Source organism: Algibacter pectinivorans (assembly GCF_900112595.1).
Lineage (GTDB): Bacteria > Bacteroidota > Bacteroidia > Flavobacteriales > Flavobacteriaceae > Algibacter_B > Algibacter_B pectinivorans.
Genome location: NZ_FOMI01000003.1, coordinates 341,891 through 356,884, shown reverse-complemented (window position 1 = coordinate 356,884; position 14,994 = coordinate 341,891). Strand labels below are relative to the sequence as shown.

Genomic DNA, 14,994 nt, shown 5'->3' with positions numbered 1-14,994 from the left:
ATTCTAGTTTTACTTATACTTACTGGCCACTGAAGACTGCAAACTGCTTACTTCTATAGGTGCTTTAGCCAAATTATTCATCATTTCTGGTGTTTTATTATACAGCATTTGAATAATACGATGTGGCGCTAAAATGTACTTTTGTTTAAAAACCTCGTCCCAGCGCTGTAAGGTTTGTTTGCTAAAAAAACTACCTTCTTTAAATTCACTTTTTGAGGCCACTTCATTAACGCGTAACGAAAAAGCATACGACTCTAAAGGGATTTCTTTTTTACCAATACTCTCTAAAATGGCGTGTGTCACTTTGTGCTCGTCTTTAGCAAATACGTTATGCAATGGCCCTAAATCTATACGTTTAATTAGCTTTGGTGATACTTTAGGTAATTTTCTATCTATGGTATATGCCATGGTATCTAAAGACATATCTCTATCGGCAACTGTTTTTAAAACCTCATAAATATCATCGCGATAATCGTTAACCTTTTTACCATCGTAATTAAAATACATGAAACAAATAAAAGGTCGGTTATGCGACACATCGTAAAAACTCCAGCTTACTAAAAAGCTAGCGTCCTCTTGATCTTGAATTTCTAAAATTTTACCTTGTACAAACTTGTTAAATATATACTGTTTGTTAACCGAAGTATAGTAAACTATAGATGATGCTTGAAAGAGTTTACTTTTACTAATGGGTTCTTTTTTACGCATTAGGGTATCTAAAAATTCCTCTTTAAGCGTTTCTACTGGTGTTAATTTGCCTAAATACTCGTCGCGTAACTCTAAATCGTTAAACAGGTAACGGAATTCCAAATAGTTAGGTAGTCCAGAATCTGTTAAATCTACCTTCATATTATCCTCGTCGTCGTACATGTATTTAACACGCATAGCCTCAATGGAATATAACAGCAAATCGCAGTATTGCTTAAAAAGCTGAACTTCTATTTTGCTACATATTTGTTCTCTTTGAACGGCCACTATTAATTCTTTAAAAGCGAAATCTACCATTTTATGGTAAAAAACGTATTGCTCTTTAGAATCTAAAATAGCCGAATCTAATGGTGTTACTATTTGGTTAATGGACATGTTTTAATTAAAAAATTAACGATGCTTGCTGCAAACCTAAAGCTAGTCGGGTATGCGTTAAGGATTGAACGGTATGTTTGAGCTCCTCGCAGAGAGTGAGTAGTGAAAGCCTGACCCCGCTTTTTCGCGGGGTAACGCCCTTATATTTTTGATACCATGTGGAAAACAACTGTAATGATTTTAAGTTATAAATTAACTTAATAAATCGTCGTCGGTAGCTTCTGGCTTTGGTGTTGGTTTCCCTGCTGGTTCTCCACCATCGTCGCCTTTTGGTGTTGTGTTTTCGGCATTGTAATAGTCTTCGAAAATTTCTTTCATATCGATGCCGTAACGCTCTGCAAAATTCTTTTGGATTTCGCCATCTTTAGCACGAATTTCTTGCAAAGCCTCGGCATAACTGCTGTAAACGCCTTGCATAACTTTTTCGTGTACCGGAATGTTATCCATCATGTCTTGACGTGCTTTAGCACTTGCTGTATGCATTGATGCTAGGGTTTCGCCAATATGCTCGTCTGTTTTTACACCTAAATGCTCCAAAATTGCAGCAAATTCTTGATCGGTACGTGCTTTTAAAGCCACCACGTAACCATCGTAATACTTAAGACGCTCCTCGGTATCGGACTTTAATTTTGCACGATGGGTTTGTAAATTACTGCGTAAAGAGGTAAGTACTTTTATGGTTAAATTGTGTTTGTGCACAAAACTATCTTTACTTGCCGCTAAGGTGGTATAGGCGTTTTTAAGACCTTCGAGTTCTTCTACTTTTTGCTCTAGGGCCGTCATTTTACCAATAGCCTCGGAATACTCAGTAGATTGTTTATCGGCAATATCCTCTAGTGCTTGACGCGCCTGTTTTAATAAGGCATAGTTTTCCTCTAGCTTTGCTTCTACTTCTTTCTTTTTGGCTAAGGCTTTTGTGTGATTTTTTGAAGCCTCGACTATGGCATCTTTAAGTTTTTCTTCTACCTCTTTAATTTCTACCTCGCGGTTTTTTAAACGGGTAACTGCTGCTTGCGATTTATATGATAACTCGCTTAATAGCGTTTGTACATCGGCACTTTCTATACGTTCTTGAAACATGGCTTTTGCCTTATTATCGGCTCCTGCTCTTGTTTTTTCGGCTATGGCAAACTCTGCTTCTTCTTTTTTAATTTTGCTTTTTCGGCCCCAAAGGTTATTCCACCACGTATCTGGTTTGTTTTTAGCATCTTCTAATTCTATTCGTGCACGCTCTAAGGCTTTTTGCGCATCGTCGATAACCTTTTGCTCGGTGGCATTAAGTGCCGAAAATTTTTCGAACATTATACCAACTTCATCTTGGTAGTCGGTTAAATCTTTTATAGCATCTAAAAGTGTTGTTCTGTCTTTCTCGGCCATATGCACCACATCGTCCAAAGTGGCATTTAATATTTTCTGCCTGGATTCTGGATCGTCCTCTTGAGACAATTTAGATTTCATTGTGTCAATGGCTTTCCCCCAATTAACATCTACTTTTTCGGTTTTTTCGTTTGAATTGGTTTCTAATAAATCAAAATCATCAGACATATTAAATTTTGTGTTTTAGGTTGAACATTAGTATTAAGTAAGCAATTTCGTTAAAAATTCTGAATTTAAAAGCGTAAATAGCCATTTATAATGCCTTAAATTAATTTTTTTATTCTTGCTCTATATATAAGTATACCAAGTTATGAAAATGTTACAGTTAATAAAAAATATCGTACATTTTAATAGAATAGAGTATATTTGTTAATACCCTAACGCTTTGGATGCTTAAAAAATGCTACTAAAATTTAACCTTTACTTCTCTACCTTTCCTTTAATAAGTGAGTCTAGTATAGTCATGCTACTTACTGTTGTTACAGTGTTTTTTGGAATACTCTTGCTATTAGGTGTTAGAAAATCTTATAAATTAAAAAAGGAAAATGAGCGCTTGGAAGCTATGAACACCAAAGCTTCTGAGAATACGGATAACAAGTACAAAGATTTTACCGGTGGCCATATGTATGGAGGTAACTAAACCCTAGTTTATTATGTTTTTTTATATCTTATCTGCTCTTTTTGTAATTCTTTTTATTTTGATAGTGTTGTTGGCTAAACGACACTTATATGTAAACGAGCACGAAGCCGCAATTAAAAAAGAATTAAAGACTTTTAATGATAATTTTGAAAACATTAAAAATATTGAGGTTAATTTGGATTATAAAATGGGTACAGACCATATTTATAAACAAAAATAAGCGCCTTCTTATTCATTTTTCCTTCTATTACCTTATACTGTATTACTTAATTTAATGTTATAATTTCTGAATGCATTAAAGTTTCTATTTATTAAGTCAACTTTAAAACTTCTTTTGGTTTAGTTTTGATTGAACGCAAAAAAAGAAAGATTTATGAAAGCATCAGATTTGTTTATTAAAGCACTAGAAAACGAAGGTGTAGAATATATTTTTGGACTTCCTGGTGAAGAAAATCTAGATATATTAGAATCTATTAGAACCTCTGATAAAATAAAGTTTGTATTAACTAGGCACGAACAAGGAGCCGGTTTTATGGCAGCCACTTATGGCCGATTAACAGGAAAACCTGGGGTGTGTTTATCAACCTTAGGCCCTGGGGCCACTAATTTAGTAACCACAGCCGCTTACGGGCAATTAGGCGCAATGCCTATGGTAATGATTACTGGACAAAAACCTATTAAAAGTAGTAAACAAGGTAAGTTTCAAATTATTGATGTTGTAGAAATGTTGCAACCATTAACCAAATTCACGAAACAGGTTACTTATGGCGAGCATATTCCTGCCATAGTAAGAGAGGCGTTTAGAATGTCTGGTGAAGAACGCCCTGGAGCCGTACATATTGAGTTGCCCGAAGATGTTGCCCAAGAGGATGTTACGGACCCTAAAATATTTGATGTTGTTGATTATAAAATACCTTATGCCGGAAAATCCGTTATAAATCATGCCGCTAACATGGTAAGAAATGCCAAAATGCCCTTATTACTTATTGGCGCTGGTGCCAACAGAAAACGCGCAAGTAAAGCATTAACTCATTTTGTTGATAGCTTACAAATTCCGTTTTTTAATACACAAATGGGAAAAGGTATTATTGATGAGCGTAATCCGCTTTACCTAGGCACAGCAGCACTTTCTGATGATGATTTTCTGCACGAAGCCATCCATAAAGCCGATTTAATTATTAATGTGGGTCATGATACAATAGAAAAACCACCATTTATAATGGAAACTGCAAGCAACCAAAACGTTATTCATGTTAATTATTTTGCAGCAGAAATAGATCAACTTTATTTTCCGCATTATAATGTTATTGGTGATATTGCTGGTAGCGTTAAAAATCTTGCCGAAGCTTTAAAACCAGATGCCAATTCGTGGGATAACGAAGCCTTTTTTAAGGTTAGAGATAATGTATCTGCGCATTTAATGAAATACGAACAGGACGAACGCTTCCCTATTTTACCGCAACGCTTGGTAAAATTGGTTAGACATGCGTTACCAGACGATGGCATTGTAACACTAGATAATGGTATTTATAAAATTTGGTTTGCTAGAAATTATCCGGCATATGTTCAAAATAGTCTTATTTTAGATAATGCTTTAGCAACTATGGGCGCAGGATTACCTTCTGCTATAATGGCAAAAGAATTGTATCCCGATAAAAAAGTAATTTCTATTAATGGCGATGGCGGTTTTATGATGAACTCGCAAGAACTTGAAACTGCTGTACGATTACAATTGGATTTGGTTGTTATTATTTTAAATGACAATGCTTACGGCATGATACAATGGAAACAAGAAGGTGAAGGATTTCCTAAATACGGATTAGACTATAAAAACCCAGATTTTGTTAAATATGCCGAAAGTTTTGGAGCCACAGGTTATCAGCCAAAATCGGTTAAAGAATTTAATACTAACTTAGAAGAAGCATTAACAGCCAAGGGCGTTCAAGTTATTGATTTAGCTGTAGATTATTCTCTAAACCATGAAATACTAAATGTAATACTTAAAGAATTTTCAAAAAATATAAAATAATGAGCACAATAACCACAATAAATCCAGCTACAGAAGCCTCTATAAAAACATATAATCGTTTAACAGAATCTGAAGTTGAAGAGCACTTAGACAAAGCCGGTAACGCATTTAAATCATGGAAAAAAACCTCGTTTACAGAGCGTAGTAACCTCATGACTAAACTTGCCGAGGTATTTGATAAACGCCATGAAGAATATGCGCAGTTGGCCACCCAAGAAATGGGAAAACCTATAGAACAAGCCAGAAAAGAAATAGAAAAATGCGCTAAAATTTGTCGTTACTATGCAGAACATACCGAAGCATTATTAGCCAATGAACCCGTTAAAACTGAAGCTAGCAAAAGCTACGTTACATTTCAACCTATAGGTGTTATTTTGGCTATTATGCCCTGGAATTTTCCGTTTTATCAAGTTATACGGTTCTTAGCTCCTGCATTAATGGCAGGAAACACGGCTGTTTTAAAACACGCCTCGAATGTGCAAGGTTGCGCCTTTGCTCTAGAAGAGGCATTAAAAGAAGCCGGATTTCCAAAAGCCATTTTTAGTAATTTAAATGTAAGTTCAGATCATGTGGAGTCTATTATAGAAAACAAGCACATTGTTGCAGTAACATTAACAGGAAGTGCACCTGCAGGACAATCGGTAGCAGCAATTGCAGGTAAAAACTTAAAGAAATCTGTATTAGAATTAGGTGGTAGCGATGCTTATATTATATTAGATGATGCCGATTTAGAAGAGGCTACAGATTTAGCTACTTATGGCCGATTACAAAACAATGGCCAAACTTGTATTGCAGCCAAACGATTTATTGTTTTAGACGCTATTTACAACGATTTTCTAGAATTATTTAAAGAAAAAATGAGTGCAGCCAAAATGGGCGACCCTACGGACGAAGATACTTATTACGGTCCGTTAGCACGAGTAGATTTAAGAGACGAATTGCACGAACAAGTAGAAAAAACAATTAGCCAAGGCGGAAAATTAATACTTGGAGGAACCATACCAGACAGAACCGGTGCCTATTACCCTGCCACCATTTTAGCCGATCTAGAACCAGGCATGGAAGCTTTTGATGAAGAATTATTTGGTCCTGTGGCATCTGTAATAAAAGCAAAAGACGAAAAGCATGCCATAGAACTAGCAAATAATTCTAAATTCGGGTTAGGTTCTGGTGTTATAACCAAAAATAATATTAGAGGCGAAAAAGTAGCTTTACAATTAGAAGCCGGAAACAGTTTTGTAAATAAACTAGTGGTTTCGGATCCTAGAATGCCATTTGGAGGTATAAAAACTAGTGGTTATGGTAGAGAACTTTCTGGTTATGGAATTCGAGAATTTACCAATACTAAATCTATTTGGATCGATTAAAATAGTTGGTTTTATAAAACAAAAAAGGCTCACGTTTACGTGAGCCTTTTTTATATTTCTAATACAATTATCTTACTAATTTTCTGTATTTAATACGCTTTGGCATTAAATCGCCACCAAGACGTTTCTTCTTGTTTTCTTCATAATCAGAAAAACTACCTTCGAAGAAATATACCTGACTATCGCCTTCAAAAGCTAAAATATGAGTACATATTCTATCTAAAAACCAACGGTCGTGACTAATAACAACTGCACAACCTGCAAAGTTTTCTAAACCTTCCTCTAAGGCTCTTAACGTATTAACATCAAGATCGTTTGTTGGCTCATCTAATAACAATACGTTTCCTTCTTCTTTAAGCGTCATAGCTAAATGCAAACGGTTACGTTCTCCACCAGAAAGTAATTTTACTTTTTTGTTTTGCTCGCCGCCAGAAAAGTTAAATCTGCTTAAATAGGCTCTAGAATTTACTTCTTTGCCTCCCATCATAACCAACTCTTGCTCATCACTAAAGTTTTGCCAAATGGTTTTCTCTGGATCTATGTTAGCATGTTTTTGATCTACATAGGCTAGTTTTGCAGTTTCACCAACGGTAAACTCACCTTTATCTGGTGTTTCCTCACCCATAATCATTCTAAAAATTGTCGTTTTACCAGCACCATTTGGTCCAATAACACCAACAATTCCTGCTTGTGGCAAATTAAAGTTTAAATCGTCGTATAATAATTTATCATCATACCCTTTGGCAACCCCTTTGGCCTCAATTACATTGGTTCCTAAACGTGGTCCGTTTGGTATGTATATTTCAAGTTTTTCATCAAGTTGTTTTTGATCTTGACTCATTAACTTATCGTAATTTTTTAAACGTGCTTTTTGTTTGGTTTGACGTCCTTTGGCTCCTTGACGTACCCAATCTAGCTCACGTTCTAACGTTTTTTGACGTTTAGAAGCTGTTTTACTTTCTTGTGCCATACGTTTAGATTTTTGATCTAACCAAGACGAGTAATTCCCTTTCCATGGGATACCTTCACCTCTATCTAACTCTAAAATCCATCCAGCAACATTATCTAAAAAGTATCTATCGTGCGTTACAGCAATAACGGTTCCTTTATACTGAGCTAAATGATGCTCTAACCAATGTACCGATTCGGCATCTAAGTGGTTGGTAGGCTCATCTAAAAGTAATACATCTGGTTCTTTTAAAAGTAAACGACATAAAGCCACACGGCGCTTTTCACCTCCAGAAAGTACTCCTATTTTTTTATCGCCATCTGGGGTACGTAACGCATCCATAGCAATTTCTAATTTGGTATCTAACTCCCACGCGCCTGCAGCATCAATTTGATCTTGCAATTCGGCTTGTCTAGCCATTAACTTTTCCATTTTATCTGGGTTAGAATATACTTCTTCCAAACCAAATTGGTCGTTAATTTTATTGTATTCATCAAGAATAGCAACGGTTTCGGCTGCACCTTCACGAACCACTTCCATAACCGTTTTATCGTCGTCCAATTGTGGTTCTTGTTCCAAATAGCCAACCGAGTAATCTTGTAAAAAGGTTACATCGCCTTGAAAATTTTTATCTACACCAGCAATAATTTTAAGCAAGGTTGATTTACCAGAACCATTAAGACCTAAAATTCCAATTTTAGCTCCATAAAAAAAGCTTAAATAAATATTTTTTAAAACTGGTGTATTGGCACCAGGGAATGTCTTGGTTAAACCAGACATTGAAAAAATTACTTTCTTATCGTCACTCATTGTAATTTGTAATAATTAATTAATTTAATAACATCGTTATACACGACCTTTTAGTGCATTAAACACCCATGCCACAGCAAAAAAGCCTAAACCTACAGCACCAAAGCCCCATCCTGCAACGTCGTCGTATCTAAATGCGCCTAGTCCCATTAGCAAAAGCCCCATTGAAATCATTATCCATGTAGCCCAAGCTAAAACTGTGTTTTTATTCATCGCCATAATCTTTTCGTATTTATAATTGGTTAGTTGAAAAGCAAATATCGCATATTTGAAAGTAAATTTAAAGTTTATAAATAATTATGTTTAATTATTTTATTATTGAAACACCAAGTACTTATCGTTCTTTATAAAAATGTGTCAATTTTGGGAGCCTTTTTTTTAAGACTTTTTAATTAACAATTAATTATCATTTTCAAACTGATAATTTAACATTATACTATCTACTTTTATTTATTCTTTTAAAGAGAATAAATTATTTAAAATTGATGAATAAAGCATTATTATCATTAGCCATTGGAGGGTTTGGAATAGGATTAACCGAATTTGTTATAATGGGTATTTTACCAGATGTAGCAACGGCTTTTAACATTACTATACCCGAGGCCGGTCATTTTATATCGGCCTATGCCATTGGAGTGGTTGTTGGCGCGCCTTTATTAACTGGTTTAGGAAGTAAATTTCCAGCCAACAAAGTATTATTAGCGCTTATGTTATGGTTTACTGTTTTTAATACTTTGTCGGCATTTGCTACCGGCTACAACTCCTTTATGGTTTTAAGGTTTTTGTCTGGCTTACCACACGGCGCATTTTTTGGAATTGGAGCTGTAGTGGCCGGAAAACTCTCTAAAGAAGGTAAGGCTGCACAAGGTATAGCTATTATGTTTTCTGGTTTAACCTTTGCTAACCTTTTAGGCGTGCCCCTTGGAACATATTTAGGAAAACATTTTAGTTGGAATGTTTCTTTTTATATGGTTGGTTTAGTTGGTGTATTTGCAGTTTTGGGAGTAAAACTATGGATGCCCGTATTAAAACAATCATCTGAATCGAGCTTTTTTAAAGAGTTTAAAGTTTTTAAACGTTTAGAGCTTTGGTTAATTATTTTATTAACCACAATTGGTACAGGTGGCTTTTTTGCTTGGTATAGCTATATCGCGCCTTTAATTACAGACGTAGCAGGTCACTCTAAAGAAGTGGTCTCGTATGCCATGATTCTTGCAGGATTAGGTATGGTAATTGGTAATTTTTTAGGAGCGAAACTAGCGGAAAAATTCTTACCCATTTACGCGATAATTATAATACTTGTTGCTATGGTAATTAGCTTATCCTTAAACACCTATTTAGCTTCGGATAAGGTTATGGTTTTAGTCATGACTTTTATTATTGGGGTCGTTACTTTTTGCATATCAACACCTATACAAATGGCTATTATTAACGCCTCAAAGGGTTCTGAAACCTTAGGGTCATCTCTTAATCAAAGTGCGTTTAATATAGGAAATGCCTCAGGTGCCTATTTAGCAGGTTTACCAATTGCCATGGGATATGGATATACATCGGCCGATTGGGTTGGAGCTGCAATGGCAGGAGCCGGAATACTAATATCTATTGTAATTATACTATTAAGAAAATATAATCAAAAACAAGCTAGTATGAGTTATTAATAAAACTAAAAAAGCATCCCTAAATAAGGATGCTTTTGTTTTCGCTATTAATCAATTCTACTTATTAGGTTAAAGGCACTTCAATAAATAAAAGTCCTGAGTCTTCTTTTGTTTCAATTTTAAAACTGGAAGTATCAGATATACCCATAGCATCTCTAGTATTAAGCTCATTTTCATTGATTGAATGCTTGCCAAAAATGGTCATTATATAAACACCATGATCTTCACTTTTTAGTTGATACTCGAACGTTTGACCTTTATCTAGGTCTATTCTAGAAATTAAAGCATCTTGATGAATTTTTAAACTTCCTTCATGAGTTCCATCTATAGAACTCACTAAAGTCTGAAGCTTATTTTTTCTTCCTTCGGCATCGAAACTTTTTTGGTCGTATCGCGGCGTAACATCCTCTTTATTTGGAATAACCCATATTTGAAACAAACTTAAATGCTCGGTGTTAGACCCGTTAATTTCGGAGTGTTCAACGCCAGTTCCTGCCGACATAATTTGAACTTCTCCTGGTAAAACAGATTGCCATTCATTATGCATAGAATCTCTATGTCTAAGCACGCCAGATAAAGGAATAGTAATAATTTCCATATTGTTATGTGGATGCGTACCAAACCCCATTTTAGGCGCAATAACATCATCATTAAGCACACGCAAAGCACCAAATTGCACTTTTTCCTTATCAAAATAACCGGCAAAACTAAATGAATGATTGGCTTGTAACCAACCATGATTTGCAAATCCTCTACTTTCTGCTTTATGAATTATTGTTTTCATTATAAACTGTTTTTAATTATCTCATTTTATCTAATAAATTACTTAGCTGTTCTGCTTCTTCTTCGCTTAAGTTTTTTAAAAATTCACTATGAGAATGTATAGGAATGGTTTCTAAAAAATCTAATCCAGCCTTAGTAATTGTAATTTTAACCACACGCCTATCCTCCTTAGAAGCGCAACGCTCTATATAACCCTTTGCGCATAACTTGTCCATTAATCGTGTGGCATTTGGAGAACGCTCCAACATTCTTTCTTTTATAGTTTGAACTTTTAATGGACTTTTAGCGCCCTTTAAAATTCTTAAAATATTATACTGCTGAGGCGAAATTCCAAAAGGCTTAAAAAACTCGTTTTGACGGGTTGAAATTAAATTTGCTGTATAAACAATATTCAGCAAAGCCTTTACCTTGTTATTGGCAAACTTCGAATTAATTTCTTTTGATAAATCTCCCATATCCTATTTTATAATGCGTTTTGAAACAATACTACTTTATTTTTTAGTGCTGTGAGTAAATCTGGATTTGTAATAGATCCGTCTGAAAAATTATCGCTAAAAGAAGGAAAACTAAAATCTGATACAATACGACCGCCCATAAAAGGAAAACGGCCTTTAGCGATTTCCAAAACTGTAGCACCTCCTCTAGCACCTGGAGATGTAGCCATTAAAAGCATAGGTTTCTCACTCCATAATTTACCATCTATTCTAGACATCCAATCGAAAAGGTTTTTAAACACGGTTGAATAAGCCCCGTTATGCTCAGCTAAGGACAATATTATGCCATCGGAAGACTTAACAGCTTCTAAAAACTTATGAGCGTTTTCTGGAATACCATATTCAATTTCATAATCTATACCGTATAATGGTAAATTGAAATCGTTTAAATCTAATACTGTAGTTTTTACATTATCAACCAAACCTGCTGCAAATTCCGACAGTTGCTTGTTTATTGAGTTTTTACTGTTACTCCCGGCAAATACTAGTATATTTTTCATTATTTATCTGTTTTTATTAATGGTTTATTTTTTAGTCTATTAAATATATAAGAAATGGCTAGTGCAATAATTGCTACCAACGCGGTACCTTGTGCGCCATCTTCTACCATAACATGGGCAAAAAAAGCCAAAACAAAAGCGTAGAAGAACCCTGCATACGCCCATTCTTTAAATATTTTAAAACTCGGTGTCCAAACCGCTACCAGTCCTAGCAATTTTAAAATAGCGTAAGGATAAATTAAGTATGTTGGATACCCTAAACTTGTAAAAGCGCCCTTAATCATGTCATGTTTAAAAAAGTACATGCTTACAGAAAATAACACTATAATAGATAGCACTACTGTTGCTATGTAATAGATAATTTTATTTTTATTCATTATTCAATCTGTTAATTATAGCACAAAGATAGGTTTAAAATATTTATTTTCCTAGGAATATATTTCCATGTAATATTATTTAACAAAATATTCACTTTAAATACCAAAATAGGTTTTGTAAATTCGTGTCAAATAAAATCATGTATGGATATCAACTTCAATAAAAACGAAGATCATAATAAACTATTAGTATCTGAACTTAAAAGAAGGCTAGCAAAAGTAAGTCTTGGCGGTGGCGCATCGCGTATTGAAAAGCATAAAAGCAAGGGTAAAATGACGGCTAGAGAGCGTGTTGATTACTTGTTGGATCCAAAAGCAAAATCCATTGAAATAGGCGCTTTTGCAGGCGAAGACATGTATAAGGAACATGGCGGTTGTCCGTCTGGTGGTGTTGTAGTAAAGATTGGATATGTAAAAGGAAAACAATGTATTGTGGTTGCTAATGATGCCACGGTTAAAGCAGGTGCTTGGTTTCCTATTACCGGAAAGAAGAATTTACGAGCACAAGAACTGGCTATTGAAAATAAATTACCTATTATATATCTAGTAGATTCGGCGGGTGTTTACCTTCCGCTACAAGATGACATATTTCCAGATAAAGAACACTTTGGCCGTATATTTAGAAATAACGCCGTAATGAGTAGTATGGGTATTACTCAAATAGCTGCCGTAATGGGTAGTTGCGTTGCTGGTGGTGCTTACCTTCCTATTATGAGTGATGAAGCGCTAATTGTTGATAAAACGGGAAGTATATTTTTAGCGGGAAGTTACTTAGTAAAAGCCGCTATTGGAGAAACTATAGACAATGAAACTTTAGGAGGCGCTACAACACATTGTGAAGTGTCTGGAGTTACCGATTATAAAGCCAAAGATGATGCCGATGCTTTAGATACCATTAAGAATATTATTGATAAAATTGGCGATTACGATAAGGCTGGTTTTAACCGAAAGGATTCAAAAAAGCCAAAAGAAAATCCTCAAGATATTTATGGGATTCTTCCAAAAAGTCGTGCCGATCAGTATGATATGTTTGAAATTATTAAACGTTTGGTTGATAACTCGGAATACGACGAATATAAAGCTGGATACGGACAAACCATAATAACATGCTATGCTAGAATTGATGGTTGGGCTGTTGGTATTGTTGCCAACCAGCGTAAACTAGTAAAAACGACAGGCTCTAAAACGAAACCTACCGAAATGCAATTTGGCGGAGTGATTTATAATGATTCTGCCGATAAGGCAACACGTTTTATTGCTAATTGTAACCAAAAGAAAATACCTTTAGTCTTTTTACAAGATGTTACAGGGTTTATGGTTGGTAGTAAAAGCGAGCACTCGGGTATTATAAAAGATGGTGCTAAAATGGTAAATGCTGTTAGTAACTCTGTAGTTCCAAAATTTACAGTTATAATAGGTAATAGTTATGGCGCTGGTAATTACGCTATGTGCGGAAAAGCTTATGACCCAAGATTAATTTTTGCGTGGCCAAGTGCAGAACTTGCTGTAATGAGTGGTAATTCGGCAGCTAAAGTATTATTGCAAATTGAAAAAGCATCACTTGAAAAACAAGGTGAAAAAATCACTAAAGAAAAGGAAGACGAGCTTTATAATAAAATAAAAGAGCGTTACGATAACCAAGTGTCTCCATATTATGCTGCGGCTAGACTTTGGACCGATGCTATTATAGATCCTTTAGATACAAGAACATGGATTAGTATGGGTATTGAAGCTGCAAACCACGCTCCTATTGAGAAACCTTTTAATTTAGGAGTAATACAAGTATAATTAGTAGGTAATATATAACCAACCTGCAGAGCTTTTGTTGGACTCTTTTAGCTTAAGTACGTAGTAATAAGTACCTGTTGGAACTTTTTTATGGCGTTTTATAACGTTATTTACGTTAGCAAGACCACTCCAGTTGTTTTTGTAATTATCCACTTGATAAACTACAGAACCCCATCTGTTAAAGATGATTAACTCATTTTCAAAGGCTTCGATACCTTCAATGTAGAAGACCTCGTTAATGCCATCGCCATTTGGCGATACTAGGTTTGCAATATCGATATCATCTTCGGTTATTAATGCTCCAAAAGTGAGTACTTCATATTCGGAAGGATTGAAAACCATAGAATTTATTGTCCCTTCTGATGTTGTTCCAGAAAAACCAGAATTTCCTAAGTCTTTCCACTCTTCATCTTGAATATGCCAACCTACTATTCTTAAAGCTCTTAAATCTTCTGCAAGATTATCAATTTCACTTTCAGAATCCCAGGTTAAGGTAACCACAGAATTATCGGGGCCATTAAAGTCCCAAAACTCTAAATTACTTACAACACCAACTATAGATGCTAAACTGTTTGTGTTAAAACTAGTTGTAAATGTAGAAGGCGTATTAGGATCTTCATCAAAATAAGCCGCTTTTACCGTAGTGTTAGGAATTGTATTTGTAGTAATTAATGGCCGGAGTTTATCGCGATCTCCAATAGGAAAACTAAAGGTTAAATCGCCTTGATAAGAAACATAACCATCGGTATTTCTTTCATCATCTTCCAATACATAAAAAGAATCTGTAAGATAATCTAATGACACGTTTGGGTTATCTCTAGGCGTTATAACATCGCCAACAATATAACTTACGCTATTTACAATTTCTGTGTTAATATCTAGAAACAAATGATTAACAACATCTACTTCCATATCATGAAAACGAGGAATTTCAGTTCCGGATATAGCTAGCGAATAATCTTCACTATAAAACCCTGCTATTCCAAGGTTTTCATTAAAAGTACCATCGTTTACAAGATCTATATGAAATCCAACTTCGGCATTTTCATGCATTTGGACATTGCCAAAGTTTTGAAATGCTACTTGCGCATAACAATTCCCAACAAGCATTAAACATATATAAATTATAAACTTCATTA

Annotated in this window: 15 protein-coding genes; 6 read left to right on the top strand and 9 right to left on the bottom strand. The window is 35.0% G+C overall.

The window, feature by feature from the left end:
• Window positions 1-9 precede the first annotated feature (9 nt).
• On the bottom strand, window positions 10-1,083 hold the full coding sequence (locus BMY96_RS06560) for a hypothetical protein (RefSeq protein WP_092850627.1): 1,074 nt from the start codon (window positions 1,081-1,083) through the stop codon (window positions 10-12).
• Window positions 1,084-1,275: 192 nt separating this feature from the next.
• On the bottom strand, window positions 1,276-2,628 hold the full coding sequence (locus tag BMY96_RS06555; RefSeq protein WP_092850625.1) for a coiled-coil domain-containing protein: 1,353 nt from the start codon (window positions 2,626-2,628) through the stop codon (window positions 1,276-1,278).
• 232 nt (window positions 2,629-2,860) lie between these two features.
• Here BMY96_RS06555 and BMY96_RS06550 point away from each other — a divergent pair, with 232 nt between their 5' ends.
• From BMY96_RS06550 to BMY96_RS06540, 4 genes are all read left to right on the top strand, one after another.
• Window positions 2,861-3,100, top strand: coding sequence for a hypothetical protein (locus tag BMY96_RS06550; RefSeq protein WP_092850622.1), 240 nt, complete (start codon window positions 2,861-2,863; stop codon window positions 3,098-3,100).
• A gap of 13 nt (window positions 3,101-3,113) precedes the next feature.
• Complete coding sequence (locus tag BMY96_RS15855) at window positions 3,114-3,320, top strand: hypothetical protein (RefSeq protein ID WP_139205223.1); 207 nt, start codon at window positions 3,114-3,116, stop codon at window positions 3,318-3,320.
• 153 nt (window positions 3,321-3,473) lie between these two features.
• A complete protein-coding gene (locus tag BMY96_RS06545; RefSeq protein ID WP_092850620.1) occupies window positions 3,474-5,129 on the top strand; it encodes an acetolactate synthase large subunit in 1,656 nt (551 codons plus the stop codon).
• Window positions 5,129-6,496, top strand: coding sequence for an NAD-dependent succinate-semialdehyde dehydrogenase (locus BMY96_RS06540; RefSeq protein WP_092850618.1), 1,368 nt, complete (start codon window positions 5,129-5,131; stop codon window positions 6,494-6,496). Before BMY96_RS06545 ends, BMY96_RS06540 begins: the two co-directional genes overlap by 1 nt.
• A 67-nt stretch (window positions 6,497-6,563) precedes the next feature.
• Here the strand turns inward: BMY96_RS06540 and ettA are convergent, their stop codons facing one another.
• Window positions 6,564-8,255, bottom strand: coding sequence for an energy-dependent translational throttle protein EttA (gene ettA / locus BMY96_RS06535; protein WP_092850615.1), 1,692 nt, complete (start codon window positions 8,253-8,255; stop codon window positions 6,564-6,566).
• Window positions 8,256-8,291: 36 nt separating this feature from the next.
• The gene (locus BMY96_RS06530) at window positions 8,292-8,468 is read right to left on the bottom strand and encodes a CAL67264 family membrane protein (RefSeq protein WP_241678341.1); all 177 of its coding nucleotides are present in this window, start codon (window positions 8,466-8,468) and stop codon (window positions 8,292-8,294) included.
• 272 nt (window positions 8,469-8,740) lie between these two features.
• Here BMY96_RS06530 and BMY96_RS06525 point away from each other — a divergent pair, with 272 nt between their 5' ends.
• Window positions 8,741-9,913: an MFS transporter gene (locus BMY96_RS06525; protein WP_092850610.1), complete on the top strand. Its 1,173-nt coding sequence runs from the start codon at window positions 8,741-8,743 to the stop codon at window positions 9,911-9,913.
• Between the two features lie 64 nt (window positions 9,914-9,977).
• On the opposite strand, the gene BMY96_RS06520 is transcribed toward BMY96_RS06525, so the two are convergent.
• From BMY96_RS06520 to BMY96_RS06505, 4 genes are read right to left on the bottom strand one after another with little or no spacing between them, the layout of a single operon-like run.
• Window positions 9,978-10,697, bottom strand: a complete 720-nt coding sequence (locus BMY96_RS06520) for a pirin family protein (protein WP_092850608.1) — start codon at window positions 10,695-10,697, stop codon at window positions 9,978-9,980.
• Window positions 10,698-10,713: 16 nt separating this feature from the next.
• Window positions 10,714-11,151: a MarR family winged helix-turn-helix transcriptional regulator gene (locus tag BMY96_RS06515; protein ID WP_092850605.1), complete on the bottom strand. Its 438-nt coding sequence runs from the start codon at window positions 11,149-11,151 to the stop codon at window positions 10,714-10,716.
• Window positions 11,152-11,159: 8 nt separating this feature from the next.
• Window positions 11,160-11,690: an NADPH-dependent FMN reductase gene (locus tag BMY96_RS06510; RefSeq protein WP_092850602.1), complete on the bottom strand. Its 531-nt coding sequence runs from the start codon at window positions 11,688-11,690 to the stop codon at window positions 11,160-11,162.
• Window positions 11,690-12,067, bottom strand: coding sequence for a DoxX family protein (locus BMY96_RS06505; protein ID WP_092850599.1), 378 nt, complete (start codon window positions 12,065-12,067; stop codon window positions 11,690-11,692). Before BMY96_RS06505 ends, BMY96_RS06510 begins: the two co-directional genes overlap by 1 nt.
• 144 nt (window positions 12,068-12,211) lie before the next feature.
• Between BMY96_RS06505 and BMY96_RS06500 the strand changes: the two genes are divergently transcribed.
• Window positions 12,212-13,855: an acyl-CoA carboxylase subunit beta gene (locus BMY96_RS06500; RefSeq protein WP_092850596.1), complete on the top strand. Its 1,644-nt coding sequence runs from the start codon at window positions 12,212-12,214 to the stop codon at window positions 13,853-13,855.
• Here the strand turns inward: BMY96_RS06500 and BMY96_RS06495 are convergent, their stop codons facing one another.
• Window positions 13,856-14,992 carry a T9SS type B sorting domain-containing protein gene (locus BMY96_RS06495; RefSeq protein ID WP_092850593.1) on the bottom strand — a complete coding sequence of 379 codons (1,137 nt, stop codon included), beginning with the start codon at window positions 14,990-14,992 and terminating at the stop codon, window positions 13,856-13,858.
• Window positions 14,993-14,994: the final 2 nt, after the last annotated feature.

What these genes read in the sequence shown, in the direction of transcription:
- BMY96_RS06525 (WP_092850610.1), top strand. Translation starts at nt 8,741, where the DNA reads ATGAATAAAGCATTATTATCATTAGCCATTGGAGGGTTTGGAATAGGA.
- BMY96_RS06515 (WP_092850605.1), bottom strand. Translation starts at nt 11,151, where the DNA reads ATGGGAGATTTATCAAAAGAAATTAATTCGAAGTTTGCCAATAACAAG.
- BMY96_RS06495 (WP_092850593.1), bottom strand. Translation starts at nt 14,992, where the DNA reads ATGAAGTTTATAATTTATATATGTTTAATGCTTGTTGGGAATTGTTAT.
- BMY96_RS06510 (WP_092850602.1), bottom strand. Translation starts at nt 11,690, where the DNA reads ATGAAAAATATACTAGTATTTGCCGGGAGTAACAGTAAAAACTCAATA.
- BMY96_RS06530 (WP_241678341.1), bottom strand. Translation starts at nt 8,468, where the DNA reads ATGAATAAAAACACAGTTTTAGCTTGGGCTACATGGATAATGATTTCA.
- BMY96_RS06545 (WP_092850620.1), top strand. Translation starts at nt 3,474, where the DNA reads ATGAAAGCATCAGATTTGTTTATTAAAGCACTAGAAAACGAAGGTGTA.
- BMY96_RS06540 (WP_092850618.1), top strand. Translation starts at nt 5,129, where the DNA reads ATGAGCACAATAACCACAATAAATCCAGCTACAGAAGCCTCTATAAAA.
- BMY96_RS06555 (WP_092850625.1), bottom strand. Translation starts at nt 2,628, where the DNA reads ATGTCTGATGATTTTGATTTATTAGAAACCAATTCAAACGAAAAAACC.
- BMY96_RS06500 (WP_092850596.1), top strand. Translation starts at nt 12,212, where the DNA reads ATGGATATCAACTTCAATAAAAACGAAGATCATAATAAACTATTAGTA.
- BMY96_RS06560 (WP_092850627.1), bottom strand. Translation starts at nt 1,083, where the DNA reads ATGTCCATTAACCAAATAGTAACACCATTAGATTCGGCTATTTTAGAT.
- BMY96_RS15855 (WP_139205223.1), top strand. Translation starts at nt 3,114, where the DNA reads ATGTTTTTTTATATCTTATCTGCTCTTTTTGTAATTCTTTTTATTTTG.
- BMY96_RS06550 (WP_092850622.1), top strand. Translation starts at nt 2,861, where the DNA reads ATGCTACTAAAATTTAACCTTTACTTCTCTACCTTTCCTTTAATAAGT.
- BMY96_RS06520 (WP_092850608.1), bottom strand. Translation starts at nt 10,697, where the DNA reads ATGAAAACAATAATTCATAAAGCAGAAAGTAGAGGATTTGCAAATCAT.
- ettA (WP_092850615.1), bottom strand. Translation starts at nt 8,255, where the DNA reads ATGAGTGACGATAAGAAAGTAATTTTTTCAATGTCTGGTTTAACCAAG.
- BMY96_RS06505 (WP_092850599.1), bottom strand. Translation starts at nt 12,067, where the DNA reads ATGAATAAAAATAAAATTATCTATTACATAGCAACAGTAGTGCTATCT.